The sequence below is a fragment of the Pseudomonas sp. S2_E02 genome (assembly GCF_054668355.1).
This window is the reverse complement of sequence record NZ_CP162761.1, coordinates 1,780,922-1,807,505: the sequence shown is the minus strand read 5'-3', so window position 1 is coordinate 1,807,505 and position 26,584 is coordinate 1,780,922. Positions and strand designations below refer to the sequence as shown.

Genomic DNA, 26,584 nt, shown 5'->3' with positions numbered 1-26,584 from the left:
CTCAATGCTCCCGGCTTTCGAAGTCGATGCGCGGATCGACCAGGGTGTAGGTGAGGTCGCCGATCAGTTTCACCACCAGCCCCAGCAGGGTGAAGATGAACAGGGTGCCGAACACCACCGGGTAATCGCGGTTGATCGCCGCTTCGAAACTCATCAGGCCGAGGCCGTCGAGGGAGAAGATCACTTCCACCAGCAAGGATCCTGTGAAGAAGATGCCGATGAACGCCGACGGGAATCCGGCAATCACCAGCAGCATGGCGTTGCGGAACACATGGCCGTACAACACGCGATGACGCGTCAGGCCTTTGGCCTTGGCGGTGACCACGTACTGTTTGTTGATCTCATCGAGGAAGCTGTTTTTGGTCAGCAGGGTCATGGTCGCGAAGTTGCCGATCACCAGTGCGGTCACCGGCAGCGCCAGGTGCCAGAAGTAATCGAGGATCTTGCCGCCGAAGCTCAGTTCATCGAAGTTGTTTGAGGTCAGACCCCTTAGCGGGAACCAGTCGAGATAACTGCCGCCGGCAAACACCACGATCAGCAGGATCGCAAAGAGAAACGCCGGGATCGCATAGCCGACGATGATCGCCGAACTGGTCCACACGTCGAAATGGCTGCCGTGTCGCGTGGCTTTGGCGATCCCCAACGGAATCGACACCAGGTACATGATCAGCGTGCTCCACAGCCCCAGCGAGATCGACACCGGCATCTTTTCCTTGATCAGGTCGATGACCTTGGCGTCGCGGAAGAAACTGTCGCCGAAATCCAGCTGCGCGTAGTTCTTGACCATGATCCACAGACGTTCCGGGGCCGATTTGTCGAACCCGTACATGTGCTCGATTTCCTTGATCAGCGCCGGGTCCAGACCCTGCGCGCCGCGATAGGACGAGCCGGCCACCGACACCTCGGCACCGCCGCCGGCAATCCGGCTGGTGGCGCCTTCGAAGCCTTCGAGCTTGGCGATCATCTGTTCCACCGGGCCTCCGGGCGCGGCCTGGATGATCACGAAGTTGATCAGCAGAATGCCGAACAGGGTCGGGATGATCAGCAGCAGTCGCCGAAAAATATACGCCAGCATCTGATTACTCCGTGCCCACAGGGTCGGCTTGCAGTTTGGTTTCGACTTCTATTGCCGGTTTTGCGTCGGGCTTGACCCACCAGGTATTAATCCCGATGTCGTACTTGGGCGAGACTTTCGGGTGACCGATGTGGTTCCAGTACGCCACGCGCCAGGTCTTGATGTGCCAGTTCGGCACCACGTAGTAACCCCATTGCAGCACGCGATCCAGTGCGCGGGCGTGGGCCACCAGGCTTTTGCGTGAGTCGGCGTTGATCAGGTTTTCGACCAGTTGATCGACAATCGGATCCTTCAGGCCAATGGTGTTGCGGCTGCTCGGTTTGTCGGCAGCGGCGCTCATCCAGAATTCGCGCTGTTCGTTACCCGGTGAGTTGGATTGCGGGAAGCTGCCGACCATCATGTCGAAGTCCCGCGAACGCACGCGGTTGATGTACTGCGAAACGTCGACGCGGCGGATTACCAGATCGATGCCAAGGTCGCTGAGGTTGCGCTTGAATGGCAGCAGTACGCGTTCGAATTCGGTCTGCGCAAGCAGGAACTCGATCACCACCGGTTTGCCCGTGGCGTCGACCATTTTGTCGTCGACGATCTTCCAGCCGGCCTCTTGCAGCAGTTGGTAGGCCTCGCGCTGCTGCGCGCGGATCATGCCGCTGGCATCGGTCTTCGGATTCTCGAACGCTTCGCTGAACACCTGCGCCGGCAGTTTGCTGCGGAACGGCTCGAGGATCGCCCGTTGATCGGCGTCGGGCAGGCCGGTGGCGGCCATTTCCGAGTTTTCGAAATAGCTGCGGGTGCGGAAGTAGGCGCTGTTGAACAGTTGTTTGTTGGTCCACTCGAAATCGAACAGCAGACCGAGTGCCTGTCGCACCCGCACATCCTGAAACACCGGGCGACGCAGGTTGAAGACGAAGCCCTGCATGCCGGTCGGGTTGCTGTTGGCGATCTGTTCCTTGATCAAACGGCCTTCGGTAACCGCCGGGATGTTGTAGGCGTTGGCCCAGTTCTTTGCGGTCATTTCCAGCCAGTAATCGAATTGTCCAGCCTTCAGCGCTTCGAGGGCGACGGTGTTGTCGCGGTAGTAATCGGTGGTCATCGTGTCGAAGTTGTAGAAACCACGGTTGACCGGCAGGTCCTTGCCCCAGTAATCCTTGACCCGCTCGTAACGCACTGAACGTCCGGCCTTCACTTCGGCAACCTTGTAAGGGCCGCTGCCCAGCGGGATTTCCAGGTTGCCTTTGGTGAAATCGCGATCGGCCCACCAGTGTTTGGGCAGTACTGGTAACTGGCCGAGGATCAGCGGCAGTTCGCGGTTATTGGTGTGCTTGAACTTGAAGAGCACTTTCAGCGGATCTTCGGCGATCACTTCAGAAACGTCGCTGTAGTAGCCGCGAAACAGCGGTGAGCCTTCCTTGGTCAGCGTGTTGAAGCTGAACACCACGTCCTCGGCGCGTACCGGGTGGCCGTCGTGGAAGCGCGCTTCGGGGCGCAGGTAGAAACGCACCCAGCTGTTGTCCGGGGCTCTTTCGATCTGCCGGGCGATCAGGCCGTATTCGGTGAAGGGTTCGTCGAGGCTGTGTTTGGTCAGAGTGTCGTAGATCTGCCCGACGTCATCGGCCGGTACGCCTTTGCTGATAAACGGGTTGAGGCTGTCAAAGCCGCCGAAACCGGCCTGACGGAAGATGCCGCCCTTGGGCGCATCGGGGTTCACATAATCGAAATGCTTGAAATCGGCCGGGTATTTAGGCGGCTCGTTGTACAGGGTCACGGCGTGTTGCGGAGCGGCAAAAGCCAGCCCGGCGAACAGCAAACCGCTGGCCTGGACGAGCAGGGCGCGGATCGGTTTCATTGATCTTTCTCCGAAGACTTCAGCCACCACGCGCTCAGGCCCAGGGTGTAGGGCGGCGTGGTGACGAAGGCCAACCGGTTGCGGTAGGCCAGACGGTGATAATTGAGGTACCAATTGGGAATGCTGTAGTGCTGCCAGAGCAGCACGCGGTCGAGCGCCTTGCCGGCGGCGACCTGCTCGTCGCGGGTGCGCGCGGCGAGCAATTGTTCGAGCAGGTGATCCACTACCGGGTTGGCAATGCCTGCGTAATTCTTGCTGCCCTTGACCCCGACCTGACTGGAGTGGAAGTACTGCCACTGCTCAAGCCCTGGACTGAGGGTCTGGTTGAGCGTCATCGAGATCATGTCGAAATCAAATTGATCGAGGCGCTGTTTGTACTGCGCCCGATCCACGGTGCGCAGGCGCGCGTCGATGCCGATGCTGTTGAGGTTCTCGATATAGGGCTGGTAGAGGCGCTCCAGGTTCGGATTGACCAGCAACAGCTCGAACCGCAGCGGTTGGCCGTCAGCGTTTTGCAGGCGCTGACCGTTGAGCTTCCAGCCGGCTTCGGCGAGCAATGCCAATGCCTTGCGCATGGTTTCCCGGGGAATGCCGCGTCCATCGGTTTTTGGCAGGGTGAACGGCTCGGTGAACAGCTTGGCCGGCAGTTGTTCCTTGTACGGCTTGAGCATCAGCCATTCATGCCCGACCGGCAGGCCGGAGGTGGTGAACTCGCTGTTGGGGTAATAACTGGTGGTGCGTTTGTAGGCATCGCTGAACAGTGCGCGGTTGGTCCACTCGAAGTCGAACATCAGGCCCAGCGCTTCACGGGTCTTAACGTCCGAGAACGTCGCACGGCGGGTGTTCATGAACAGGCCCTGACTCTGGGTCGGGATCTGATGCGGGATCTGTGCCTTGATCACGTCGCCACGGCGTATGGCGGGGAAGTTGTAGCCGTTGGCCCAGTTCTTCGCCTGATGCTCGATGTAAATGTCGAACTCGCCAGCCTTGAACGCTTCGAAGGCCACGTCGCTGTCGCGGTAAAACTCGACTTCCATGCGATCGAAGTTGTACTTGCCGCGATTGACCGCCAAGTCCTTGCCCCAGTAATCCTTGACCCGCTCGAAGATCAACTGCCGGCCCGGCGTCACCGAAGTAATGCGATACGGGCCGCTGCCCAACGGTGGTTCGAAGGTGGTGGCCTTGAAGTCGCGGTCTTTCCAGTAATGCTGCGGCAGCACCGGCAACTCGCCGAGGCGCAGGATCAGCAGCGGATTGCCCGAGCGCTTGAGCACGAAGCGAATGCGCTGCTTGTTGAGAATGTCGACCCGCAGTACTTCCTGCAACGCGGTACGGTACAGCGGATGGCCGTCCTTGAGCAGCGTTCGATAGGAGAAAGCCACGTCATAAGCGGTGATCGGCGTGCCGTCGTGGAAACGCGCCTCGGGACGCAGGTTGAAGACGACCCAGCTGCGATCTTCGCTGTACTCCACCGATTGCGCGATCAAACCATAGCTCGACGCCGGCTCGTCACCGGACGGCGAATACTGGCCGGTGCCGACCATTAGCGGCTCGTTCAGCTCATTGATGCCGTACTGGAGGAAATTCGCGGTGGTCACCGGGCTGGTGCCTTTGAACGTGTACGGATTGACCGTATCGAAGGTGCCGAACGCCATCACCCGCAACGTACCGCCCTTGGGCGCTTGCGGGTTGACCCAGTCGAAGTGGGTAAATCTGGCCGGGTACTTGAGCGTGCCGAACTGCGCATAACCGTGACTTTCGGTAATCGTCGCGCTTGCGGTTGAGCTCAAGGCCAGGCTGATCAGGAGCAGGAGGAGGGGACGCTTCAAGTCAGATCCGATCCAGGCGGCTTGGGCTTAGTGGGCCGTACAGTAACAGCTTGTCTGGACAGGAAAAAGACGGGAGTTAATGCAGGGTTAATCGTTTGCGCGAAGAGCCCCTCACCCTAACCCTCTCCCGGGGGAGAGGGGACTGACCGAGTTGTTTCTTCGAGCTGCGCCGACCTGAACTGTCGAGCCGAACTTACGTTTTGAAAAGCCCCTCACCCTAACCCTCTCCCGGAGGGAGAGGGGACTGACTGTGGTGTCTGGGCGAATTGCATCGACGTGCGATACCGAGTCGAACTCGGATTTTGAACAGCACGGAGATCGGCTCCCTTTCCCCCTCGCCCCCGTGGGGGAGAGGGCTGGGGTGAGGGGGATCGATCTAAAGCACACCACAAAATCCGGACCAAAAAAAGCCCCTGAAATCTCAGGGGCTCTTCTGTCAGTGCGGCTGATAAACCGTGAGCATCTGCCCCGGCTTCAGTGCTTTACCCGCACCCGGATTCCAGCGCTTGAGATGCTGCATCTCAACGTTGAAGCGCTTGGCCACGACGTACAGCGTGTCGCCGCGTTTGACCTTGTACTGGGTTTGCTGCGCGCTGTCGTCCTTGCCTTTGCTCTTGCTGTTGGCCGCAATCACCGTGTTGACCCGGCCGGATTTGCGCGCCGGCGCGCGCTTGGTGGTGTCTTGCATCACCAGGGTCTGACCAACCTTGAGGTTCTTGCCGGTCAGCTTGTTCCAGCGCTGCAGATCCTTGACTTCGACCTTGTTGGCCTTGGCGATGGAACCGAGGTTGTCGCCACGCTTCACCCGATAGGCACGCTTGAGCTGCGCCACTTCCGACGGATCGGCGCCTTCGAAGACTGGTTTCAGCGAACGCGGGCTGATCAACTCTTCCGGACGCATGGTCTGCAAACTGGCCGTCAGCAATTGCGCCTTCGACGTCGGCACCAGCAAATGCTGAGGGCCGTCGATGGTGGTGCGTTGCTTGAAGGCCGGGTTGAGCTGGAACAGTTCGTCTTCGTCGATGTTGGCCACCGCAGCGACCTTGGACAGGTCCATGCGCTGGTTGATTTCGACGACCTGGAAGTACGGTTCGTTGGCGATCGGGTTGAGGTTCACGCCGTAGGCTTCCGGCGCCAGCACCACTTGCGACAGTGCCAGCAGCTTCGGCACGTAGGCCTGGGTTTCCGCCGGCAACGGCAGGTTCCAGTAGTCGGTGGGCAGGCCGAGCTTTTCGTTACGTTCGATGGCGCGGCTGACCGTGCCTTCACCGGCGTTGTACGCCGCCAGCGCCAGCAACCAGTCGCCGTTGAACATGTCGTGCAGGCGGGTCAGGTAATCCATCGCTGCGGTGGTCGAGGCGGTGATGTCGCGACGGCCATCATAGAAGCGCGTCTGACGCAGGTTGAAGTAACGCCCGGTGGACGGAATGAATTGCCACAACCCGACTGCATCGGCCCGGGAATAGGCCATCGGGTTGTAGGCGCTTTCAATCACTGGCAGCAGGGCCAGTTCCAGCGGCATGTTGCGTTCTTCGAGGCGTTCGACGATGTAGTGAATATAGAGACTGCCGCGTTCACCGGCGTTCTCGAGGAAAGAGGGATTGCTGGCGAACCACAGGCGCTGTTGCTCGATGCGCGGGTTGACGCCGAGACCTTCCTGCAGCTGAAAGCCTTGGCGCATGCGCTCCCAGATGTCCTGGGGAACCTGTGGGCTGGGCTTTTCGGACAGCCAGATCGGCTTCTGCTTGGCTCGCGCAGCAATGTTCGGCGTATGGGTCGCTTCAGTCTGCGGAGCATGGCTGGAACAGCCCGCCAGCGTGGCGGACACAGCCACCGCGATGGCCTGCGCCAGGCGGGTCAATGCGTCTGAATTGACGGACTTACGTATGGATGACGACATTGGCTGGAAGTAAGTTCCGGGCAAAAATGTCGGGCGATTCTAGAAAGCGCACCCCCTGCGGTCAACCATTCAGAATTTTTGTACCAAGTAGTGGGGGGCTTAGAACTTATCTTTCCAAGCCCGCAGAGCCGCAAATACCTCACTCGGCGCCCGGTTTTGAGCGCCTGCCCGTTCGTCCACTTTTTGTGTAACTAATGTTTCAGAGGTACGCAAGAACGGGTTTGTGAGCTTTTCCAGTGCCAGGGTCGAAGGCAGGGTCATGACGCCGTTTTGCCGCTGCTGAGTGACTTTTTCCAGACGGGCGGCGATGTCCGGATTGCCCGGCTCGACGGCAGCGGCAAACTTCAGATTGCTCAGCGTGTATTCATGGGTGCAGTAGACCAGGGTATCTTCCGGTAGAGCAGCGAGGCGGCTGAGCGAGTGGTGCATTTGCTCCGGCGTGCCCTCGAACAGGCGACCGCAACCGGCGGCGAACAGGGTGTCGCCGCAAAACAGCAGGCCGTGGTGGTAATAGGCAATGTGTCCCAAGGTGTGACCGGGCACCGCATAGACGTCGAAGTCCCAGCCGAGCACGCTGACCGTGTCGTTGTCCTCGAGCGCCACGTCGCGCCCCGGGATGCTTTCGCTGGCCGGGCCGTAGACTTTTGCGCCGCTCAGCGTTTTCAGGCGTTCGACGCCGCCGACATGATCATGATGGTGGTGGGTGATCAGGATGTCGCTCAACACCCAGCCCGGATGCGCTGCAAGCCACGCCTGCACCGGCGCGGCATCGCCCGGGTCGACCACGGCGCAGCGCTGGGTGCGGTGATCCTGTAACAACCAGATGTAGTTGTCGGTGAACGCGGGCAGGGCACTGATCTGTATCATCGTCGGAATTCGCCAAGCGGAAAACATTGGCGCATCTTAGTAGTTCCTGGCGCTTTGGAGAATGCGATGAGTGATAAAGCGTTCGCACAGGCTGATCCTGACTGGCTGGCCCTGATCGGTGCAGCCCGTGAATGGCTGTCCGGCCCGCTCGGGCAATTTCTGCTCGATGAAGAGCGGCGCATGCTCGAAGACGAGTTGGGCCGTTTCTTTGGCGGTTATCTGGTGCACTACGGGCCATCGGCCGAAACCCCGCCGTCGGCACCGCAAGTGCAGCGCAATGTGCGCCTCGGTGCACCGTTGCCCGGGGTCGAGATTGTCTGCGAGGAGCAGGCCTGGCCGCTGAGCGAGCATGCCGCCGATGTGGTGGTGATGCAGCACGGTCTGGATTTCTGCCTGTCGCCCCACGGTTTGCTGCGTGAAGCAGCGAGCAGCGTGCGTCCCGGTGGGCATTTGCTGATCATCGGCATCAACCCCTGGAGCACCTGGGGCCTGCGCCATGTGTTCGCCCACGACGCCTTGCGCCAGGCGCGCTGCATCTCGCCGTCGCGGGTCGCCGACTGGCTCAATCTGCTGGGCTTCGCGCTGGAGAAACGCCGCTTCGGGTGCTATCGTCCGCCGCTCGCGTCACCCAAGTGGCAGGCCCGTCTGGCCGGCTGGGAACGCAAGGCCGGTGACTGGCAATTGTCGGGTGGCGGCTTCTATTTACTGGTCGCGCGCAAGATTGTGGTCGGACTGCGACCGTTGCGTCAGGAACGGCGCGAGCCGATGGGCAAGCTGATTCCGCTGCCGATGGCCAAGGTCAACCGCCGCCGCATCGAACCGTAAAACTTTCTTTTATTTGTGGCCGGGTGTGTCCCGGCCTCGGTCATTGTCGATCCGTGATCGGCAAGACACGCATTTTTCTGGATAGATTGGCATGAGCGAAAGCGTTGAAAGCGTCGACACCGTAGAGCTGTTCACTGACGGCGCCTGCAAAGGCAACCCCGGCCCCGGCGGCTGGGGCGCCTTGCTGGTGTGCAAGGGCGTCGAAAAGGAACTGTGGGGTGGCGAAACCAACACCACCAACAACCGCATGGAACTGCTCGGCGCGATCCGTGGCCTCGAAGCCTTGAAGCGCCCCTGTGAAGTGCTGCTGGTGACCGACTCGCAATACGTGATGAAGGGCATCAACGAGTGGATGGCCCAACTGGAAGAAGCGCGGTTGGAAAACCGCCGCGAAAGAGCCGGTAAAGAACGCTGATCTTTGGAAGGAGCTGGATGAGCAGGTCAACCGCCACAAGGTCACCTGGAAATGGGTGCGTGGGCATATTGGCCATCACGGTAACGAGCGGGCCGACCAGTTGGCTAACCGTGGCGTTGACGAAGTGCGCGGCTACAAGCAAAGCTGATTTCGCTTCTGAACCGTGGTGCGGCCATTTACGAGCAAGCTCGCTCCCACAGGGAAATGCATTCCAGATCTGATGCCCTTCCCTGAATTGGAATGCATTCCAATGTGGGAGCGAGCTAGCTCGCGAAGCGCGCGCCACGGTCTGACTGAAACACCCCGCCGAGCGTGTTAACATCCGCGCTTTTTGCAAGATCGCCCCGTTGAGAGCTGAACACTGATGGCCACCAGATCCGTTGTACTCGATACCGAAACCACCGGCATGCCGGTGACCGATGGTCACCGGATCATTGAAATCGGTTGTGTCGAACTGATCGGTCGGCGCCTGACGGGCCGGCATTTTCACGTTTACCTGCAGCCGGATCGCGAGAGTGATGAAGGCGCTATCGGCGTCCACGGCATCACCAACGAGTTCCTGGTTGGCAAGCCGCGCTTTGCCGAAGTGGCCGATGAGTTCTTCGAGTTCATCAAGGGCGCGCAGCTGATCATCCACAACGCGGCGTTCGACGTTGGCTTCATCAACAACGAATTCGCCCTGATGGGTCAGCACGATCGTGCTGACATCACCCAGCACTGCTCAATCCTCGACACCCTGATGATGGCTCGGGAACGTCACCCGGGGCAGCGCAACAGCCTCGATGCGTTGTGCAAACGTTATGGCGTCGACAACTCCGGCCGTGAACTGCACGGCGCCTTGCTCGACTCGGAGATTCTCGCCGACGTCTACCTGACCATGACCGGTGGCCAGACCAGCCTGTCACTGGCCGGCAACGCTTCCGACGGCAATGGCACGGGCGAGGGCGCGGACAACTCGGCGACCGAGATTCGCCGCTTGCCGGCTGATCGTCAGCCAGCGCGGATCATTCGTGCAACCGAAGAGGAACTGGCGGCGCATCTGGTGCGGCTGGAAATTATTGCCAAGTCCGCCGGTGGCCCGGCGATGTGGACGCAGATCGCGGAAGCTGACGCCCAGGCTTGAAGATCAACGGATCGGACGATCTTTGCTTTTGGCGGCATGAAGCCAACTGGCCACCCTCGCCACATTCGCTGCAACCCTCTACCCTGAGTGCATTGGCCGATTCAATTCGGCCGCCTCAGGACACTGAGCCTCATGTACAAAGATTTGAAGTTTCCGGTGTTGATCGTTCATCGCGACATCAAGGCCGACACGGTCGCCGGTGACCGTATCCGTGGCATTGCCCAAGAGTTGGAGCAGGAAGGTTTCAGTATCGTGTCGGCCACCGACTACGCCGAAGGGCGGTTGGTCGCGTCGACCCATCATGGTCTGGCGTGCATGCTGATTGCCGCCGAGGACGCCAGCACCCACTCACATTTGTTGCAGAACATGGCCGAGCTGATCGGTCTGGCGCGGGTGCGTGCACCGGATCTGCCGATCTTTGCCCTGGGCGAGCAAGTCACCCTGGAAAATGCGCCGGCCGATGCCATGGCCGAGCTCAATCAACTGCGCGGCATTCTCTATCTGTTCGAAGACACCGTACCGTTCCTCGCCCGGCAAGTGGCCCGCGCGGCGCGCAAGTACCTCGATGGCTTGTTGCCGCCGTTTTTCAAGGCGCTGGTGCAGCACACCGCCGACTCCAATTATTCCTGGCACACCCCCGGCCATGGCGGCGGTGTGGCGTATCACAAGAGTCCGGTCGGGCAGGCGTTTCACCAGTTCTTCGGTGAAAATACCCTGCGTTCGGATTTGTCGGTGTCGGTGCCGGAGCTCGGTTCGCTGCTCGATCACACCGGGCCGCTCGCCGAAGCCGAAGCGCGCGCCGCGCGCAATTTCGGCGCCGATCACACCTTTTTCGTGATCAATGGCACCTCGACCGCCAACAAGATTGTCTGGCATTCGATGGTCGCGCGCGACGATCTGGTGCTGGTTGACCGCAATTGCCACAAGTCGGTGTTGCACGCGATCATCATGACCGGGGCGATCCCGCTGTATCTGTGCCCTGAGCGTAATGAGCTGGGGATCATCGGCCCGATCCCGCTGAGCGAATTCAGCCGCGAGTCGATTCAGGCCAAGATCGACGCCAGCCCGCTGACCAAGGGCCGCGCGCCGAAAGTCAAACTCGCCGTGGTCACCAATTCGACTTACGACGGTCTCTGTTACAACGCCGAGCTGATCAAGCAAAGTCTCGGCAACAGCGTCGAGGTGCTGCATTTCGACGAGGCCTGGTACGCCTATGCGGCGTTTCACGAATTCTTCGCCGGGCGCTACGGCATGGCCACCTCGCGCAGCGAAGACAGCCCGCTGGTATTCACCACGCATTCCACGCACAAGCTACTCGCCGCCTTCAGTCAGGCCTCGATGATTCATGTGCAGGACGGCGGTGCGCGGCAACTGGACCGTGATCGTTTCAATGAAGCGTTCATGATGCACATCTCGACTTCGCCGCAGTACAGCATCATCGCCTCGCTCGACGTTGCCTCGGCAATGATGGAAGGCCCGGCCGGGCGTTCGCTGTTGCAGGAAACCTTTGACGAAGCGCTGAGCTTCCGTCGCGCGCTGGCCAATCTGCGGCAGCACATCGCCGCTGATGACTGGTGGTTTTCGATCTGGCAGCCGCCGGGTGTCGAGGGCATCGACCGCGTGCAGACCGAAGACTGGTTATTGCAACCGGATGCCGAGTGGCATGGTTTTGGGGAGGTCAGCGACGATTACGTGTTGCTCGATCCGATCAAAGTCACGCTGGTCATGCCGGGGTTGAACGCCGGCGGCGCGCTGAGCGAGAAGGGCATCCCCGCGGCGGTGGTCAGCAAATTCCTCTGGGAGCGGGGGCTGGTGGTGGAGAAGACCGGTCTGTATTCATTTCTGGTGCTGTTCTCCATGGGCATTACCAAAGGCAAATGGAGCACGCTGCTCACCGAGTTGCTGGAATTCAAACGCAGCTACGACGCCAATGTGCGCCTCGACACCTGCCTGCCGTGTGTTGCTCAGCAAGACATCGTGCGTTATCGCGGCATGGGCCTGCGGGATTTGTGTGATCAACTGCACGCCTGTTATCGCAGCAATGCCACGGCCAAACACCTCAAGCGCATGTACACCGTGCTCCCGGAAATTGCCATGAAACCGGCGCACGCCTACGATCATCTGGTGCGTGGCGAAGTCGAGGCGGTGCCGATCGATGAGCTGGAAGGGCGCATCGCCGCGGTGATGCTGGTGCCGTATCCGCCGGGGATTCCGCTGATCATGCCCGGCGAACGCTTTACCGAGTCGACACGCTCGATCATTGATTACCTGAAATTTGCTCGCACGTTCGATAGCAGCTTCCCCGGTTTTGTCGCGGATGTGCATGGATTGCAGCACGAAGATGAAGGCAATGGGCGGCAATACACCGTCGATTGCGTCAAGGAATGAGGACTTTTCCCAGTATGCAACCGGTCATGAATCCGAAATACCCAGGGCTGTCGGTGCGCGTCGCCGATGAAGGCTTTGCGCCGTATATCTGGGGCAGCGACTTCAGTTTCGAGGTCGCCGCCTATGGCGCTGCCGTGATCGGCCAGCCTGTCGAGCAATGGCGGGTGACGCCGATCGTGCCGTACCGCAAGTGCTACGGCATCGATCCGGAAGAGTTCAGCGCCTTTCATAACGCGCCGGACAGCGCGATTTTCATGGCGTATCTGGATGATCAGCCGGTCGGCCATCTGGTGATCAGTACCAACTGGAACGGCTTCGCCCATATCGATGAGCTGGCGGTGCATGCGCCGGCGCGGCGCCATGGCGTGGCCAAGGCGTTGCTCGATGTCGCGCAGTTCTGGAGTCGCAAGAAAAAACTGCCGGGGATCATGCTCGAAACCCAGAACAACAACCTCGGCGCTTGCCGGTTGTATGAGCGTTGCGGCTACGTGATTGGCGGCGTGGACCAGTTGCGCTATCGCGGCATTGATCCGAACACCGCCGAAGTGGCGCTGTTCTGGTATCGATTGTTCGATAACCCGCTGGAAAACCCGCTCAGCTCGCCAGCATCGCCTCGGCTTGTTCCGTGATGATCGCCAGTAACGTCTGAATCGCCGATGCCGGCGCGGTGTGCTTGAACGTCAGGGCATAGAGGCTGATCGGCACCGCCGGCGACAGTGGGCAGACATCCAACCCTGCCGGACGCGCGCCCAGTGCGGTGAACGGATCGACGATGGCCAGGCCTTCGCCGGCCTCGACCATGCTGCGCATCATCTGATGGGTTTGTACGCGGGTCTGGATGCTCGGTGCCGGGCGCAACGCCTGGAGTTTGTTTTCCAGCGCCGGGCTCAGCGGGTCCTGGCCTTCGAGGCCGACCATGGCCTGGCCAGCGAGATCCTGCAGGGAAATGTATTTCTGTTTCGGTTGCAGCCAGCCATGGGGGGCGAGCAGTTGCAGCTTGCCCTGGGCCAATGGCCGGCAATCAATGTCGGGGTGTTCGGGATCGTGCAGGCTCAAGCCGAGATCGCTTTCACGTAACAACAGGCTGCGGACGATATCGCGGGTTGGCGCGCTGAGCAGGCTGCACGGTGCATCGGGCAGGCGTCGGCGCAGGGCGGCAAGGCTTTGTGGCAGTAATTGTTGCGCCAGCGGCGGGGTGCCGATGATGCGCAAGGGTGGGGCGAGGTATTGCTTGAGGCTGCTGGCCAGGCGCTGCACCGGCTCCAGCGCTTCATAAACGTGGGCGATTTCGACCTGCAATGCCCGCGCCTCGGGCGTCGATTGCAGGCGCCCGCGCACGCTGGCAAACAGCATGAACCCCAACTGACTCTCGGCTTCGCGCAAACGCTCTTCGACCTCGGCCACCGGCAACTGCAACCATTCGGCGGCGGTGCCCAGGTGACCGGTCTGCAAGAGCGCCTGAATCACTTCGATATGACGTAAACGCATGCGTGAAGTCCATGTTCAGCAGGTGGGGTCAGTGGCTGAATCCTACCCCAACTCTGCGCATATGACTTCTGCTCATAACGGCCAGTTATGAAGCGACGGTGGTCTCAGGCTCTCGGGTCAGGGTGATGCCTGACTGAACCAGGAGAAACTCATTGTCGTTGACCTTGTTGACGCGATCGCCAATGGCCAGTTTGTAAATCGGCTCCGAGCCAGTGGAACCGTCTGCCGACGGGTTGGATTCCTGGAACTCATGCACGGAATAAACGCGGCCTTCCGCATCTCTTGCATGGAACTGACCGACCAGTACTGCTGCCATCTGCTTAGAACCTCTGGAGATAAAACGCTTGATTTGCGGCTTGGTAGACCGCCATCAAGGCCTGTAAGTTTTCCTACAGGAAAAAAATAATCAGCGCGCGGGAATTTCCCATTGTGTGCTGGTGGAATCGTCACCGGATCATCTATAACTAGTGGCTCCTCCCACGGACCATCGAGAGTTCTTCCATGAGCAATGTCTACAACGTCGCTGTAGTGGTCGGTAGCCTGCGCAAAGCTTCGATCAATCGCAAAGTCGCCCTGGCACTGGCGGAGCTGGCCCCGGCGAACCTCAAGCTTGAGATTGTCGAAATTGGCGATCTGCCACTGTATAACGAAGACATCGACGGCGATTCACCGCCGGCAGCCTACAGCACTTTCAGGCAAAAAGTGGGTTCTTCCGACGCGGTGCTGTTTGTCACGCCCGAGTACAACCGTTCGGTGCCGGCGCCGTTGAAGAATGCCATCGATGTTGGCTCGCGGCCTTATGGCAAGGCTGTCTGGAGTGGCAAACCGGGGGCGGTGATCAGTGTATCGCCCGGTGCGATCGGTGGTTTCGGGGCGAATCAGCATCTGCGCCAGTCGTTCGTATTCCTCAATGTGCCGTGCATGCAGCAACCGGAAGCGTATCTGGGCGGCGCGGGTTCGGCGTTTGACGAGGCGGGCAAGTTGAGCGAGTCGGTGAAACCTTTTCTGCAAAGCTTTATCAATGCCTACGGACAATTCGTAGAGCAACACAAAAAATAAGCTCACCGAAATCCCTGGCACAACAGACATCCTGTGGGAGCGAGCTTGCTCGCGAAGAGGCCATCAGCCACACATCATGGGTGACTGACAGTCCGTCTTCGCGAGCAAGCTCGCTCCCACAGGTTTTAGTGTTTAGCTCTTCTACTTAATTTAAGGCTGTTGCGGATGCTCGCTGCGTCACTGATTTTCCTGCTGACCATTACCCTTGTCATCTGGCAACCCAAAGGCCTTGGCGTCGGCTGGAGTGCGACGCTTGGCGCGGTGTTGGCGCTGATCTTCGGCGTCGTCCACCTCAGCGACATTCCGCTGGTGTGGCAGATCATCTGGAACGCCACCGGCACCTTTGTCGCGCTGATAATCATCAGCCTGTTGCTCGACGAAGCCGGGTTCTTCAACTGGGCCGCGTTGCACGTGGCGCGTTGGGGGCGAGGCAGTGGGCGCAAGCTGTTTGCCTTTATGGTGCTGCTTGGCGCATTGGTGTCGGCGTTGTTTGCCAATGACGGTGCAGCGCTGATCCTCACGCCGATCGTGATTTCGATGTTGCTGGCGCTACGGTTTTCCCCGGCGGCGACGTTGGCGTTCGTCATGGGCGCGGGTTTTATTGCCGACACGGCGAGCCTGCCGCTGGTGGTATCGAACCTGGTCAACATTGTTTCGGCAGACTTCTTCCACATCGGCTTCAACCGCTACGCAGCGGTGATGGTGCCGGTCAACTTCGTCAGCGTGGCGGCGACGCTGGGCATGCTGCTGTGGTTTTTCCGCCGCGATATTCCCTCGGCGTACGACCCTGAGCAACTCGAACATCCTGAAACCGCGATCCACGATAAAGCCACGTTCTACGCCGGTTGGGCGGTGTTGGTGATTCTGCTGATCGGCTGCTTTGCGCTGGAGCCGCTGGGCATTCCGATCAGTGCGATATCTGCCGTGTGCGCCGCGCTGTTGCTGGGCATCGCCGCCCGCGGCCACAAGATTTCCACGCGCAAGGTGATGAAAGAGGCACCGTGGCAGATCGTGATTTTCTCGTTGGGCATGTATCTGGTCGTGTATGGCCTGCGCAATGCCGGGCTGACCGGGTATCTGGCCGGTTGGCTGGATGTCTTTGCCGGTCATGGCGTTTGGGGCGCGGCAATGGGCACGGGTGTGCTGACCGCGTTGCTGTCATCGATCATGAACAATTTGCCGACGGTGTTGATTGGTTTGTTGTCGATTGATGCCAGTCAGGCCAGCGGAGTGGTCAAGGAAGCGATGATCTATGCCAACGTGATTGGCAGTGACCTGGGGCCGAAGATCACGCCGATTGGCAGCCTGGCCACGTTGTTGTGGCTGCATGTGCTGGAGCGCAAGGGGATTCATATTGGCTGGGGCTATTACTTCCGGGTCGGGATTGTGTTGACGGTGCCGGTGTTGTTGGTGACGTTGGCGGCTTTGGCTTTGCGGCTTTCACTTTAGACCGAGGTGACCCCATCGCGAGCAGGCTCACTCCTACAGGGGAATGCATTCCAAATGTGGGAGCGAGCTTGCTCGCGAAGGCGTCATATCAAACACCAACAAACTCAGGCCTGGCCCGGGACATTCGGCCAAAGATCCGACACCAGAAACAACCGCTCAGCCTCTTCCCATTCCCCCTGCGCGTTCTCGGTCAGGCGCACCATCAGCTGTGCCGGGGCCAGCGGCTCAAGATCCTCCAGCCACATGCGTAAATGCTCCATGGTCCATGTCTGGTCCGCCGGATAATGCGCCGGTGCCAGCCAAGCGTGGCGGGGCAGGGGTTGCCAGCGTCCTGCCGGACGTTGAGCGACGAATGCTGGCCAATCCTTCTGATGCAACCAACTGCCGCGCAAATGCTGCGGGTGCGCACCGCTCGGTGATTCAGCCGGCCCGGGCCACGGATACAACAGATAACCACCGAGCCACAGCTGCGCGCTGAACACCTCGATATCCAGCGCCGCCAGCACTTCGCGACTTTCCGGGCGCGCCGAGATCGGCAATTGATGCTCGGCCAGATGCGCCAGTTTGCGATCCAGCCGATCATGACAACCCGGGCCTAGCCACTGCGCGGGATCACGACCGTCGCCATTTTGCGGGCCGAGATAAAGCTTGATCGCCAGTTCCAGGTGATGCACGCCGTCGCGGTCACGCAACAGCATGTCCAGCTCGCCGAGGGTGTGGCCCTCGCGGCGGATCGGCAGGTTGGCGGCGATCAGCTCAATGCCCGGCGCATGCTCCACGGCAAACTGCCACAGCCGTTCGTAATACAGGCCCAGACGCCGCGTGCGCGCCTGCGACAGCCAATGCAACAAGCCATAACTGTCGCGGTCGAGCTGGCGCAACCAGTGCTCCAGCCGCTGCGGGTCATGCACCCAATCGCTACCCGCCAGCGGATGACGCTGCGGCCATGGCGTGGTGGCGAGCATCGGCGGGGCGAGGATCACCCACGCCAGATCCCGCACTTCCGGGTGGCGTAATTGGTGGGGCAACTGAAGCAAATCGGGAAACAGGATCATCTTGCGAGCATAGCCTGAAACATGAGCGCACCCTTGAGGCTGAAAGGATTTTGTCTAACCGGCGCTTTCGCCCATAATCGTGCTTTTCGCGTTTTCGATTGTCCGCAGAGGTCCCATGGAGCAATTTCGTAATATCGGCATCATCGGTCGCCTGGGCAGTTCCCAGGTGCTGGATACCGTCCGCCGACTGAAACGGTTTCTGCTCGATCGTCACCTGCATGTGATCCTCGAAGACACCATCGCCGAAGTCCTGCCGGGCCACGGTTTGCAAACCTCGTCGCGCAAAATGCTCGGCGAAGTCTGCGACATGGTCATCGTCGTCGGCGGTGACGGCAGCCTGCTCGGTGCCGCGCGGGCGCTGGCCAAACACAATATTCCGGTGCTGGGGATCAACCGTGGCAGCCTCGGCTTCCTCACCGACATTCGTCCGGACGAGCTGGAAGTCGAAGTCGCCAAGGTGCTCGACGGCCACTATCTGGTGGAAAACCGCTTCCTGCTGCAAGCCGAAGTGCGCCGCCACGCCGAGGCCATTGGTCAGGGCGACGCGCTCAACGATGTGGTGCTGCACCCCGGCAAATCAACGCGGATGATCGAGTTCGAGCTGTACATCGACGGTCAGTTCGTCTGCAGCCAGAAGGCCGACGGCCTGATCGTCGCGACGCCGACCGGTTCCACCGCGTATGCGCTGTCTGCCGGCGGGCCGATCATGCATCCCAAGCTCGATGCCATTGTGATTGTGCCGATGTACCCCCATATGTTGTCGAGCAGGCCAATTGTGGTCGATGGCAACAGTGAGCTGAAAATCGTCGTGTCGAAAAACATGCAGATTTACCCGCAAGTCTCCTGCGATGGGCAGAACCACTTCACCTGCGCGCCGGGCGACACCATCACCGTCAGCAAGAAAGCACAGAAGCTGCGGCTGATTCATCCGCTCGACCACAACTACTACGAAGTCTGCCGCACCAAGCTCGGCTGGGGCAGCAAGTTGGGTGGTGGAGGCGACTGATGCTCGATCCCGCGCGCAGTTATGACCTGATTGGTGACGTGCACGGATGCGCCCTGACCCTTGAACACTTGCTGGACCGTCTCGGTTATCACAAGCAGGGCGGGGTCTGGCGGCATCCATCGCGCATGGCCGTGTTCGTCGGCGACATCATCGACCGTGGCCCGCGCATCCGCGAGGCGCTGCACATCGTCCACGACATGGTCGAGGCCGGTCAGGCCTTGTGCATCATGGGCAACCACGAATTCAACGCATTGGGCTGGAGCACGCCGGCGCCGCCAGGCAGTGGCAAGCAGTTCGTTCGCGAACACACGCCGCGCCACGCGCGTCTGCTGCACGAAACCCTGACCCAGTTCGAAGACCATCCCGGTGACTGGCACGATTTCCAGCGCTGGTTCTATGAGTTGCCGCTGTTTGTCGACGCCGGCCGCTTCCGCGTCGTGCATGCCTGTTGGGATGCCGGCCTGATCGAGCCGTTGCGCGCGCTGTTCCCCAATGGCTGTATCGACGAACACTTCCTCCAGGCTTCGGCGGTGCCGGACAGCTTTGCCTGCACCGTGTTCGACCGTCTGTTGCGCGGCACCGACATGCGCCTGCCGGATGGTCTGACCATGACCAGCGGCGATGGTCTGGTGCGGTCGTTCTTCCGCACCAAGTTCTGGGAAGACGATCCGAAGACTTACGGCGATATCGTTTTCCAGCCTGATGCACTGCCAGATCCGGTGGCGCAGAAGCCGCTGACGTCCAGCGAAAAAAACAACCTGCTGCGCTACGGCGTCGACGAGCCACTGCTGTTCGTCGGCCATTACTGGCGCAGCGGCAAACCAGCGCCGATCCGCCCGAACCTCGCGTGCCTGGATTACAGCGCGGTGCTTTACGGCAAACTGGTCGCCTATCGTCTGGATCAGGAAACACGTCTGGATCCGCATAAATTTGTCTGGGTCGATGTCGAGCGGCCGGAGGTGCTGCAATGAGTGCGGTAGCGGTATTGCGTCTGCCGTTGGCGGTGGATTTGAGTGGTTTCGTCAAACTGCTGCAACGCATGCAGGTCCCGCATCGGGTCAGCGAAGAGGCGGGCGAGCAGGTGTTGTGGGCGCCGGCGGAAATCAGCGAAGACGTGCGCTCCTTGTACGAACGCTTCCCGGCGGGCGATCCCGAGCAAACACTGGACATCCCCGTCGCGCAGACCTTCAAGCGGCCGAGCTTCGCCGAGCAACTGAAATACGCCAAGGCCACCGGGTTCATCCTGTTGTTGTGCCTGATCGTTGGCGGGCTGACCTACCTTGGTGAAAACCTGCAAACCCTGCGCTGGCTGACCTTCCTCGATTTTCAAGTTGTAGGCGAGTACATCCATTTCACGCCATTGGCCGACAGCCTGGCGGCAGGGCAGTGGTGGCGTCTGGTCACGCCGATGCTGATCCACTTCGGCATCCTCCATCTGGCCATGAACGGCATGTGGTATTGGGAGCTGGGCCGGCGTATCGAGTCGCGTCAGGGCAGTATCAACCTGATCGGCCTGACGCTGCTGTTCAGCCTGGTGTCCAACTACGCGCAATTTGCCTGGAGCGGCGCGACGTTGTTCGGCGGTCTGTCCGGCGTGCTGTACGGTTTGCTTGGACATTGCTGGATCTTCCAGCTGCTGGCGCCGAACCCGGCCTATCGCCTGCCGCGTGGCGTGCTGGTGATGATGCTGGTGTGGTTGCTGGTGTGCATGTCCGGGCTGATCTCGATGATCGGTTTCGGCGAAATCGCCAACGCCGCCCACGTCGGCGGGTTACTCATCGGATGCTTCACCGGTTTGTTGGGCGGTTTGTATAACCGCCGTAAACTGGCCGCCTGAAATTTTCAGTAGATAAAGAGCACGGAGACCCTGATGTCCTCTTTTAACGACATGATCAACAACATCACCCCGGACATCTACGAGAGCCTGAAACTGGCCGTGGAAATCGGTAAGTGGTCCGACGGTGGCAAGCTCACCGCCGAACAGCGCGAGCTGTCGTTGCAGGCGATGATCGCCTGGGAAATCCAGAACCTGCCTGAAGACCAGCGCACCGGTTACATGGGCCCGCAGGAATGTGCATCGAAGTCGATCGAAGTGCCGAACATTCTGTTCAAATCGGATGCCATCCATTGATCGAGATTGGCCGCGGTGCAATCAGCAAAATGTCGGCGCGCCTGGACGGGCCGAACGTGCAATACGCGTTTCGTCTGGATGACGTCGAGGTGCCGGTCAACCCGTTGATCGGCAGCACGGTGCGTCTGGAATACCTGGGGGCGATTCACTGCACCCATTGCGGGCGCAAGACCAAAACCAGTTTCAGTCAGGGTTACTGCTACCCGTGCATGACCAAACTGGCGCAGTGCGACCTGTGCATCATGAGCCCGGAGCGCTGCCACTATGACGCCGGCACCTGCCGCGAGCCGGAGTGGGGCGAAAAATTCTGCATGACCGACCATGTGGTTTACCTGTCCAATTCGTCGGGGATCAAGGTTGGCATCACTCGTGCTACGCAACTGCCGACTCGCTGGATCGATCAGGGCGCATGTCAGGCATTGCCGATCATGCGCGTCTCGACACGGCAGCAATCGGGCTTCGTTGAAGACCTGTTCCGCAGTCAGGTCGCGGATAAAACCAACTGGCGCGCGCTGCTCAAGGGCGATGCGGCGGCGGTCGATCTGGCGCAGGTACGTGACCAGTTATTCGAAAGCTGCGCCGAAGGCCTGCAAGGTTTGCAGGAGCGATTCGGCCTACAGGCTATTCAGACGATTGCCGATGTCGAACCTCTCGAAATCCGCTATCCGGTCGAGCAATACCCGGCCAAAATCGTCAGCTTCAACCTGGACAAGAACCCGATTGCCGAAGGCACGCTGCTGGGGATCAAGGGTCAGTACCTGATCTTCGACACCGGCGTGATCAATATTCGCAAGTACACGGCTTATCAGCTCGCCGTGCATCAATAAGGACGCCAGCATGCGCACCGAACAACCGAAGATGATTTACCTGAAGGACTATCAGGCGCCCGAGTACCTGATCGACGAAACACACCTGACCTTCGAGTTGTTCGAGGATCACAGCCTGGTCCACGCGCAGTTGGTCATGCGCCGCAATCCGGCACGTGGCCCGGGCCTGCCGCCGCTGGTGCTCGATGGCCAGCAGCTGGAGTTGCTCTCGGTAACGCTGGCGGATCAGGAACTGTCTGACGGCGACTACCAGCTCACCGAAAACCACCTGACCCTGCAGCCGACCAGCGAAAGCTTCACGGTCGACACCAGCGTGAAGATCCATCCGGAAACCAACACCGCGCTGGAAGGCCTGTACAAGTCCGGCACGATGTTCTGCACTCAGTGCGAGGCCGAAGGTTTCCGCAAGATCACCTATTACCTCGACCGCCCGGACGTGATGAGCAAGTTCACCACCACCGTGGTCGCCGAACAGCACAGCTATCCGGTGCTGCTCTCCAACGGCAACCCGATTGCCTCGGGCCCGGGCGAAGACGGCCGGCACTGGGCAACCTGGGAAGACCCGTTCATGAAACCGGCGTACCTGTTTGCGCTGGTGGCCGGTGATTTGTGGTGCGTTGAAGACAGCTTCACCACCATGACCAACCGCGATGTTGCACTGCGCATTTACGTCGAGCCGGAAAACATCGACAAGTGCCAGCACGCGATGAACAGCCTGAAGAAGTCGATGCGCTGGGACGAAGAGGTTTACGGTCGCGAGTACGATCTGGACATCTTCATGATCGTCGCCGTCAACGACTTCAACATGGGCGCGATGGAGAACAAAGGCCTCAACATCTTCAACTCCAGCGCCGTACTGGCCCGCGCCGAAACCGCGACCGACGCCGCACACCAGCGCGTTGAAGCAATCGTCGCCCACGAGTATTTCCACAACTGGTCGGGCAACCGCGTGACCTGCCGCGACTGGTTCCAGCTGTCGCTGAAAGAAGGCTTCACCGTATTCCGTGATTCCGGCTTCTCTGCCGACATGAACTCGGCCACGGTCAAGCGCATTCAGGACGTGGCTTATCTGCGCACCCACCAGTTCGCCGAAGATGCCGGCCCGATGGCTCATGCCGTGCGCCCGGACAGCTTTATCGAAATCTCCAACTTCTACACCCTGACCGTGTACGAGAAGGGTTCGGAAGTGGTTGGCATGATTCACACCTTGCTCGGTGCCGAAGGCTTCCGTAAGGGCAGCGATCTGTACTTCGAACGCCATGACGGTCAGGCAGTGACATGCGAGGACTTCATCAAGGCCATGGAAGATGCCAACGGCGTCGATCTGACGCAGTTCAAGCGCTGGTACAGCCAGGCCGGCACGCCGCGTCTGGCGGTGAGCGAGTCTTACGACGCTGCCGCAAAAACCTACAGCCTGACCTTCCGCCAGAGCTGCCCGGAAACCCCGGATAAAGTTGAAAAACTGCCGTTCGTGATTCCGGTCGAACTCGGCCTGCTCGACAGCCAAGGTAACGAAATTGCCTTGCGTCTGAGCGGCGAAGCGTCGGCGCAAGGCACCACCCGCGTGATCTCGGTCACCGAAGCCGAGCAGACCTTCACCTTTGTCGACATCGCTGAACAGCCACTGCCATCGCTGCTGCGCGGTTTCTCCGCACCGGTCAAGCTGAGCTTCCCGTACAACCGCGATCAGCTGATGTTCCTGATGCAGCACGACAGCGACGGCTTCAACCGCTGGGATGCCGGTCAGCAACTGTCGGTGCAAGTGCTGCAAGAACTGATTGGCCAGCAGCAGAAGGGCGAGAGCCTGAAGCTTGATCCGCGCCTGGTCTCGGCGCTGCGTACGGTGCTGTCGGATGAAACGCTGGACCAGGCCATGGTCGCCGAAATGCTCTCGTTGCCGGGTGAGGCGTACCTCACTGAAATCAGCGAAGTGGCTGACGTCGACGCGATCCATATCGCCCGAGAGTTCGCTCGTCAGCAACTGGCGGAAGGTCTGTTCGAAGCGCTGTGGCTGCGTTATCAGGCCAACCGTGATCTGTCGAAGCAAACCCCGTATGTGGCCGAAGCCGAGCACTTCGCTCGTCGTGCGCTGCAGAATATTGCGCTGTCGTACCTGATGCTCAGCGGCAAGCCGGAAGTACTTGCGGCGGCGCTGGAACAGTTCGAAACAGCCGACAATATGACCGAGCGCCTGACCGCGCTGGCGGTGTTGGTCAATTCGCCGTTCGAAGAGCAGAAAGCCTTGGCGCTGGCCAGTTTCGCCGAGCACTTCAAGGACAACCCGCTGGTGATGGATCAGTGGTTCAGCGTGCAGGCCGGCAGCACCTTGCCGGGCGGTCTGGAACGGGTGAAAGCGTTGATGCAACACCCGGCGTTCAACATCAAGAACCCGAACAAGGTGCGTGCACTGGTCGGTGCGTTTGCCGGGCAGAACCTGATCAACTTCCACGCTGCGGACGGTTCCGGTTATCGCTTCCTCGCGGATCTGGTGATCGAGCTGAATGGCTTCAACCCGCAGATCGCTTCGCGCCAACTGGCGCCGCTGACGCGCTGGCGTAAATACGACGGTGCGCGGCAGGCGCTGATGAAGGCTGAGCTGGAGCGGATTCGGGCGTCTGGGCAGTTGTCGAGTGATGTGTATGAGGTGGTGAGCAAGAGCCTGGCTTGATGGTGTGTTGGTGTCGGTGTTCCAGCTGTTGCCGGCCCTCACCCTAACCCTCTCCCAGTGGGAGAGGGGACTGACCGAGGTGAATGTTTGAGTGACACCGACCTGAAAGTCCGAGCCGAACTCAGGACTTGAAAAGCACGAAGATCGGCTCCCTTTCCCCCTCGCCCCCCTGGGGGGAGAGGGCTGGGGTGAGGGGGTAGGATTCACGCATCGCCACAAACCCCAAGCCGTACACATAAAAAAACGCCGCATTAACCAATGCGGCGTTTTTATTGACTAAAAGTTACTTCAGGTCGAAACGATCCAGGTTGGTGACCTTCGTCCACGCCGCAACAAAGTCCTTAACAAACTGCTCCTTCGCATCCGAACTGGCATACACCTCAGCCAAAGCCCGCAGTTGCGCATTCGAGCCGAATACCAGATCAACCCGCGTCGCCGTCCACTTCACGCTGCCGGTTTTACGGTCACGCCCCTCGAACTCATCCGCATCCCGTGACGTTGGCTTCCACTCCACCCCCATGTCCAGCAGGTTGGTGAAGAAGTCGTTGGTCAGCGCCTCGGTCTGCGAGGTGAACACGCCATGCCGGGTTTGCCCGACGTTGGTGTTCAACACCCGCAAACCGCCCAGCAGCACAGTCATCTCCGGTGCGGTAAGCGTCAGCAGTTGCGCCTTGTCAATCAGCAACGCCTCGGCCGAGACGGTGTATTTGCCTTTGCTGTAGTTGCGGAAGCCATCGGCAATCGGTTCAAGGAAACCGAAGGAATCAACATCGGTTTGCTCTTGGGTTGCATCCGTACGCCCCGGTGTGAACGGCACCGTGACCGAGTGGCCAGCGTTTTTCGCTGCTTGCTCGACCCCGGCATTCCCGGCCAATACGATCAGGTCTGCCAGCGAGACTTTCTTGCCAGCAGCGCCGCTGTTGAAGTCGTTCTGAATGCCCTCAAGGGTTTGCAGCACTTTGGTCAGTTGCTCAGGCTGATTGGCCTGCCAGAATTTTGCGGTGCCAGACGCAGGCGTCCACCGTTGGCGCCGCCGCGCTTGTCCGAACCACGGAAGGTCGAGGCAGCGGCCCATGCGGTCGAGACCAGTTGCGACACCGAAAGGCCTGACGCGAGGATTTTGCCTTTCAGCGCAGCCGCGTCGCTTTCGTCGATCAGCGGATGACTGACAGCGGGAATCGGATCCTGCCACAACAGTTCTTCATTCGGCAGTTCCGGTCCGAGATAGCGAGACAGCGGGCCCATGTCGCGGTGGATCAGTTTGTACCAGGCACGGGCGAAGGCATCGGCCAACTGATCCGGATTGGCGAGGAAGCGCCGGGAGATCTGCTCGTAGGCTGGATCGAAACGCAGCGCCAGGTCAGAGGTGAGCATGGTCGGCGAGAGTTTCTTGTTCGGATCATGGGCATGCGGAACGGTGCCGGCACCGGCGCCGTTTTTCGGAATCCACTGATGCGCGCCAGCGGGGCTTTTGCTCAGCTCCCACTCGAAGCCGAACAGGTTTTCCAGGTAGTTGTTGCTCCACTTCGTCGGTGTGGTGGTCCAGGTCACTTCCAGACCGCTGGTAATGGTGTCGCCACCCTTGCCGGTACCGAACGCGTTGCGCCAACCGAGGCCTTGTTCTTCGAGGCCGGCCGCTTCCGGCTCAGGCCCGACGTTATCGGCTGGGCCGGCGCCGTGGGTTTTACCGAAGGCGTGACCGCCAGCGATCAACGCGACGGTTTCTTCATCGTTCATGGCCATACGGCCGAAGGTTTCGCGAATGTCGTGGGCTGAAGCGACGGGGTCTGGATTGCCTTCCGGACCTTCGGGGTTCACGTAGATCAGGCCCATTTGCACGGCGGCGAGCGGGTTTTCCAGATTGCGTTCGCCCTGATCGGTGCGGCTCTCTTCTTTGCCATGCAAATCCGGTTCGGCGACCAGCGTACCGTCACCGGGTTCCTGCATGGCGGACTTGTCCTTGCCGTAACGGCTGTCGCCGCCCAGCCATTCGTGCTCCGAACCCCAGTAAACGTCTTCGTCCGGCTCCCACACATCGGGGCGGCCACCGGAGAATCCGAAGGTTTTGAAACCCATGGATTCCAGCGCGACGTTCCCAGTGAGAACGATCAGGTCAGCCCAGGAAATATTGCGGCCATATTTCTGCTTGATCGGCCACAGCAGGCGCCGGGCCTTGTCGAGGCTGACGTTGTCCGGCCAGCTGTTCAGTGGAGCGAAGCGCTGTTGCCCGGAGCCGGCGCCACCACGGCCATCGGCGGTGCGATAAGTGCCGGCGCTGTGCCAGGCCATGCGGATGAAGAGGGGGCCGTAGTGGCCAAAGTCGGCTGGCCACCAGTCCTGAGAGTCGGTCATCAGCGCATTGAGATCTTGTTTCAGCGCCTGGAAGTCCAGGCTTTTGAAGGCTTTGGCGTAGTCGAAATCCTTGCCCAACGGATCGGACTTTGGCGAATGCTGACTGAGGATTTTGAGGTTGAGTTGATTCGGCCACCAGTCACGGTTCGTCGTACCACCACCGGCGGCGTGGTTGAACGGGCATTTCGATTCGTTTGCCATGTTCGGGTCCTTATCAGGTCTGCTACGGCCGGCTCGTGCCGACTTCGGACTAGTAAGGCTAGACCCGACTGGGGAAGTCA

At 60.1% G+C, this 26,584-nt stretch carries 20 protein-coding genes and 2 pseudogenes; 13 read left to right on the top strand and 9 right to left on the bottom strand.

Annotation, left to right across the window (positions count from 1 at the left end):
• Nucleotide 1: 1 nt before the first annotated feature.
• From AB4O01_RS07940 to gloB, 5 genes are all read right to left on the bottom strand, one after another.
• On the bottom strand, nt 2-1,075 hold the full coding sequence (locus AB4O01_RS07940; protein WP_007910584.1) for a microcin C ABC transporter permease YejB: 1,074 nt from the start codon (nt 1,073-1,075) through the stop codon (nt 2-4).
• Between the two features lie 4 nt (nt 1,076-1,079).
• Nucleotides 1,080-2,921 carry an extracellular solute-binding protein gene (locus tag AB4O01_RS07935; RefSeq protein ID WP_186624341.1) on the bottom strand — a complete coding sequence of 614 codons (1,842 nt, stop codon included), beginning with the start codon at nt 2,919-2,921 and terminating at the stop codon, nt 1,080-1,082.
• Entirely contained in the window at nt 2,918-4,750 is a 1,833-nt protein-coding gene (locus AB4O01_RS07930; protein WP_460091229.1) for an extracellular solute-binding protein, read from the bottom strand. The genes AB4O01_RS07935 and AB4O01_RS07930 overlap by 4 nt, the downstream gene beginning before the upstream one ends.
• Before the next feature lie 436 nt (nt 4,751-5,186).
• Nucleotides 5,187-6,650 carry a transglycosylase SLT domain-containing protein gene (locus AB4O01_RS07925; RefSeq protein ID WP_093430717.1) on the bottom strand — a complete coding sequence of 488 codons (1,464 nt, stop codon included), beginning with the start codon at nt 6,648-6,650 and terminating at the stop codon, nt 5,187-5,189.
• A 99-nt stretch (nt 6,651-6,749) separates the two neighbouring features.
• A complete protein-coding gene (gloB, locus tag AB4O01_RS07920) occupies nt 6,750-7,517 on the bottom strand; it encodes a hydroxyacylglutathione hydrolase (RefSeq protein ID WP_460091228.1) in 768 nt (255 codons plus the stop codon).
• A gap of 66 nt (nt 7,518-7,583) precedes the next feature.
• Here gloB and AB4O01_RS07915 point away from each other — a divergent pair, with 66 nt between their 5' ends.
• From AB4O01_RS07915 to AB4O01_RS07895, 5 genes and pseudogenes are all read left to right on the top strand, one after another.
• Nucleotides 7,584-8,342 carry a class I SAM-dependent methyltransferase gene (locus tag AB4O01_RS07915; RefSeq protein ID WP_093430718.1) on the top strand — a complete coding sequence of 253 codons (759 nt, stop codon included), beginning with the start codon at nt 7,584-7,586 and terminating at the stop codon, nt 8,340-8,342.
• Nucleotides 8,343-8,433: 91 nt separating this feature from the next.
• Nucleotides 8,434-8,905, top strand: a pseudogene (gene rnhA, locus AB4O01_RS07910) (ribonuclease HI).
• Between the two features lie 216 nt (nt 8,906-9,121).
• The gene (gene dnaQ, locus AB4O01_RS07905; RefSeq protein WP_093430720.1) at nt 9,122-9,880 is read left to right on the top strand and encodes a DNA polymerase III subunit epsilon; all 759 of its coding nucleotides are present in this window, start codon (nt 9,122-9,124) and stop codon (nt 9,878-9,880) included.
• 132 nt (nt 9,881-10,012) lie between these two features.
• The gene (locus AB4O01_RS07900) at nt 10,013-12,268 is read left to right on the top strand and encodes an Orn/Lys/Arg family decarboxylase (RefSeq protein ID WP_116254897.1); all 2,256 of its coding nucleotides are present in this window, start codon (nt 10,013-10,015) and stop codon (nt 12,266-12,268) included.
• A gap of 14 nt (nt 12,269-12,282) precedes the next feature.
• Nucleotides 12,283-12,897 (top strand): GNAT family N-acetyltransferase, encoded by a 615-nt coding sequence (locus tag AB4O01_RS07895; protein WP_320336603.1) that lies wholly within the window; start codon nt 12,283-12,285, stop codon nt 12,895-12,897.
• Here the strand turns inward: AB4O01_RS07895 and AB4O01_RS07890 are convergent.
• Together AB4O01_RS07890 and AB4O01_RS07885 are read right to left on the bottom strand one after the other, a co-directional pair.
• Entirely contained in the window at nt 12,863-13,756 is an 894-nt protein-coding gene (locus AB4O01_RS07890) for a LysR family transcriptional regulator (RefSeq protein ID WP_427119735.1), read from the bottom strand. The two genes, AB4O01_RS07895 and AB4O01_RS07890, sit on opposite strands and share 35 nt — an antisense overlap.
• A gap of 85 nt (nt 13,757-13,841) precedes the next feature.
• Nucleotides 13,842-14,072, bottom strand: a complete 231-nt coding sequence (locus AB4O01_RS07885; protein ID WP_093430724.1) for a hypothetical protein — start codon at nt 14,070-14,072, stop codon at nt 13,842-13,844.
• Nucleotides 14,073-14,257: 185 nt separating this feature from the next.
• On the opposite strand from AB4O01_RS07885, the gene AB4O01_RS07880 reads away from it, so the two are divergent.
• Complete coding sequence (locus AB4O01_RS07880; protein ID WP_038366013.1) at nt 14,258-14,815, top strand: NADPH-dependent FMN reductase; 558 nt, start codon at nt 14,258-14,260, stop codon at nt 14,813-14,815.
• 165 nt (nt 14,816-14,980) lie between these two features.
• On the top strand, nt 14,981-16,264 hold the full coding sequence (locus AB4O01_RS07875; RefSeq protein ID WP_099756505.1) for an arsenic transporter: 1,284 nt from the start codon (nt 14,981-14,983) through the stop codon (nt 16,262-16,264).
• Nucleotides 16,265-16,368: 104 nt separating this feature from the next.
• Here AB4O01_RS07875 and AB4O01_RS07870 read toward each other — a convergent pair whose 3' ends face one another.
• On the bottom strand, nt 16,369-17,319 hold the full coding sequence (locus tag AB4O01_RS07870) for a DUF1853 family protein (RefSeq protein WP_186624348.1): 951 nt from the start codon (nt 17,317-17,319) through the stop codon (nt 16,369-16,371).
• 115 nt (nt 17,320-17,434) lie between these two features.
• Here AB4O01_RS07870 and AB4O01_RS07865 point away from each other — a divergent pair, with 115 nt between their 5' ends.
• The 6 genes from AB4O01_RS07865 to pepN are packed head-to-tail and all read left to right on the top strand — an operon-like array spanning nt 17,435 to nt 23,951.
• On the top strand, nt 17,435-18,325 hold the full coding sequence (locus tag AB4O01_RS07865; RefSeq protein WP_003224174.1) for an NAD(+) kinase: 891 nt from the start codon (nt 17,435-17,437) through the stop codon (nt 18,323-18,325).
• Nucleotides 18,325-19,296 carry a metallophosphoesterase gene (locus tag AB4O01_RS07860; RefSeq protein ID WP_093430727.1) on the top strand — a complete coding sequence of 324 codons (972 nt, stop codon included), beginning with the start codon at nt 18,325-18,327 and terminating at the stop codon, nt 19,294-19,296. Before AB4O01_RS07865 ends, AB4O01_RS07860 begins: the two co-directional genes overlap by 1 nt.
• The gene (locus AB4O01_RS07855; protein ID WP_460091226.1) at nt 19,293-20,162 is read left to right on the top strand and encodes a rhomboid family intramembrane serine protease; all 870 of its coding nucleotides are present in this window, start codon (nt 19,293-19,295) and stop codon (nt 20,160-20,162) included. Before AB4O01_RS07860 ends, AB4O01_RS07855 begins: the two co-directional genes overlap by 4 nt.
• A 33-nt stretch (nt 20,163-20,195) precedes the next feature.
• The gene (locus AB4O01_RS07850) at nt 20,196-20,456 is read left to right on the top strand and encodes a YeaC family protein (RefSeq protein WP_007919229.1); all 261 of its coding nucleotides are present in this window, start codon (nt 20,196-20,198) and stop codon (nt 20,454-20,456) included.
• Complete coding sequence (locus tag AB4O01_RS07845) at nt 20,453-21,283, top strand: DUF2797 domain-containing protein (protein WP_093430729.1); 831 nt, start codon at nt 20,453-20,455, stop codon at nt 21,281-21,283. Before AB4O01_RS07850 ends, AB4O01_RS07845 begins: the two co-directional genes overlap by 4 nt.
• A gap of 10 nt (nt 21,284-21,293) precedes the next feature.
• A complete protein-coding gene (gene pepN / locus AB4O01_RS07840; protein ID WP_460091224.1) occupies nt 21,294-23,951 on the top strand; it encodes an aminopeptidase N in 2,658 nt (885 codons plus the stop codon).
• A gap of 283 nt (nt 23,952-24,234) precedes the next feature.
• Here pepN and katG read toward each other — a convergent pair.
• Nucleotides 24,235-26,504: pseudogene (katG, locus tag AB4O01_RS07835) on the bottom strand (catalase/peroxidase HPI).
• Between the last annotated feature and the right edge of the window lie 80 nt (nt 26,505-26,584).

Coding starts and splice junctions, on each gene's coding strand:
- AB4O01_RS07860 (WP_093430727.1), top strand. CDS start 18,325: ATGCTCGATCCCGCGCGCAGTTATGACCTGATTGGTGACGTGCACGGA.
- AB4O01_RS07880 (WP_038366013.1), top strand. CDS start 14,258: ATGAGCAATGTCTACAACGTCGCTGTAGTGGTCGGTAGCCTGCGCAAA.
- AB4O01_RS07885 (WP_093430724.1), bottom strand. CDS start 14,072: ATGGCAGCAGTACTGGTCGGTCAGTTCCATGCAAGAGATGCGGAAGGC.
- AB4O01_RS07900 (WP_116254897.1), top strand. CDS start 10,013: ATGTACAAAGATTTGAAGTTTCCGGTGTTGATCGTTCATCGCGACATC.
- AB4O01_RS07895 (WP_320336603.1), top strand. CDS start 12,283: ATGCAACCGGTCATGAATCCGAAATACCCAGGGCTGTCGGTGCGCGTC.
- AB4O01_RS07875 (WP_099756505.1), top strand. CDS start 14,981: ATGCTCGCTGCGTCACTGATTTTCCTGCTGACCATTACCCTTGTCATC.
- pepN (WP_460091224.1), top strand. CDS start 21,294: ATGCGCACCGAACAACCGAAGATGATTTACCTGAAGGACTATCAGGCG.
- AB4O01_RS07925 (WP_093430717.1), bottom strand. CDS start 6,650: ATGTCGTCATCCATACGTAAGTCCGTCAATTCAGACGCATTGACCCGC.
- AB4O01_RS07940 (WP_007910584.1), bottom strand. CDS start 1,075: ATGCTGGCGTATATTTTTCGGCGACTGCTGCTGATCATCCCGACCCTG.
- AB4O01_RS07865 (WP_003224174.1), top strand. CDS start 17,435: ATGGAGCAATTTCGTAATATCGGCATCATCGGTCGCCTGGGCAGTTCC.
- gloB (WP_460091228.1), bottom strand. CDS start 7,517: ATGATACAGATCAGTGCCCTGCCCGCGTTCACCGACAACTACATCTGG.
- AB4O01_RS07855 (WP_460091226.1), top strand. CDS start 19,293: ATGAGTGCGGTAGCGGTATTGCGTCTGCCGTTGGCGGTGGATTTGAGT.
- dnaQ (WP_093430720.1), top strand. CDS start 9,122: ATGGCCACCAGATCCGTTGTACTCGATACCGAAACCACCGGCATGCCG.
- AB4O01_RS07935 (WP_186624341.1), bottom strand. CDS start 2,921: ATGAAACCGATCCGCGCCCTGCTCGTCCAGGCCAGCGGTTTGCTGTTC.
- AB4O01_RS07915 (WP_093430718.1), top strand. CDS start 7,584: ATGAGTGATAAAGCGTTCGCACAGGCTGATCCTGACTGGCTGGCCCTG.
- AB4O01_RS07850 (WP_007919229.1), top strand. CDS start 20,196: ATGTCCTCTTTTAACGACATGATCAACAACATCACCCCGGACATCTAC.
- AB4O01_RS07870 (WP_186624348.1), bottom strand. CDS start 17,319: ATGATCCTGTTTCCCGATTTGCTTCAGTTGCCCCACCAATTACGCCAC.
- AB4O01_RS07890 (WP_427119735.1), bottom strand. CDS start 13,756: ATGCGTTTACGTCATATCGAAGTGATTCAGGCGCTCTTGCAGACCGGT.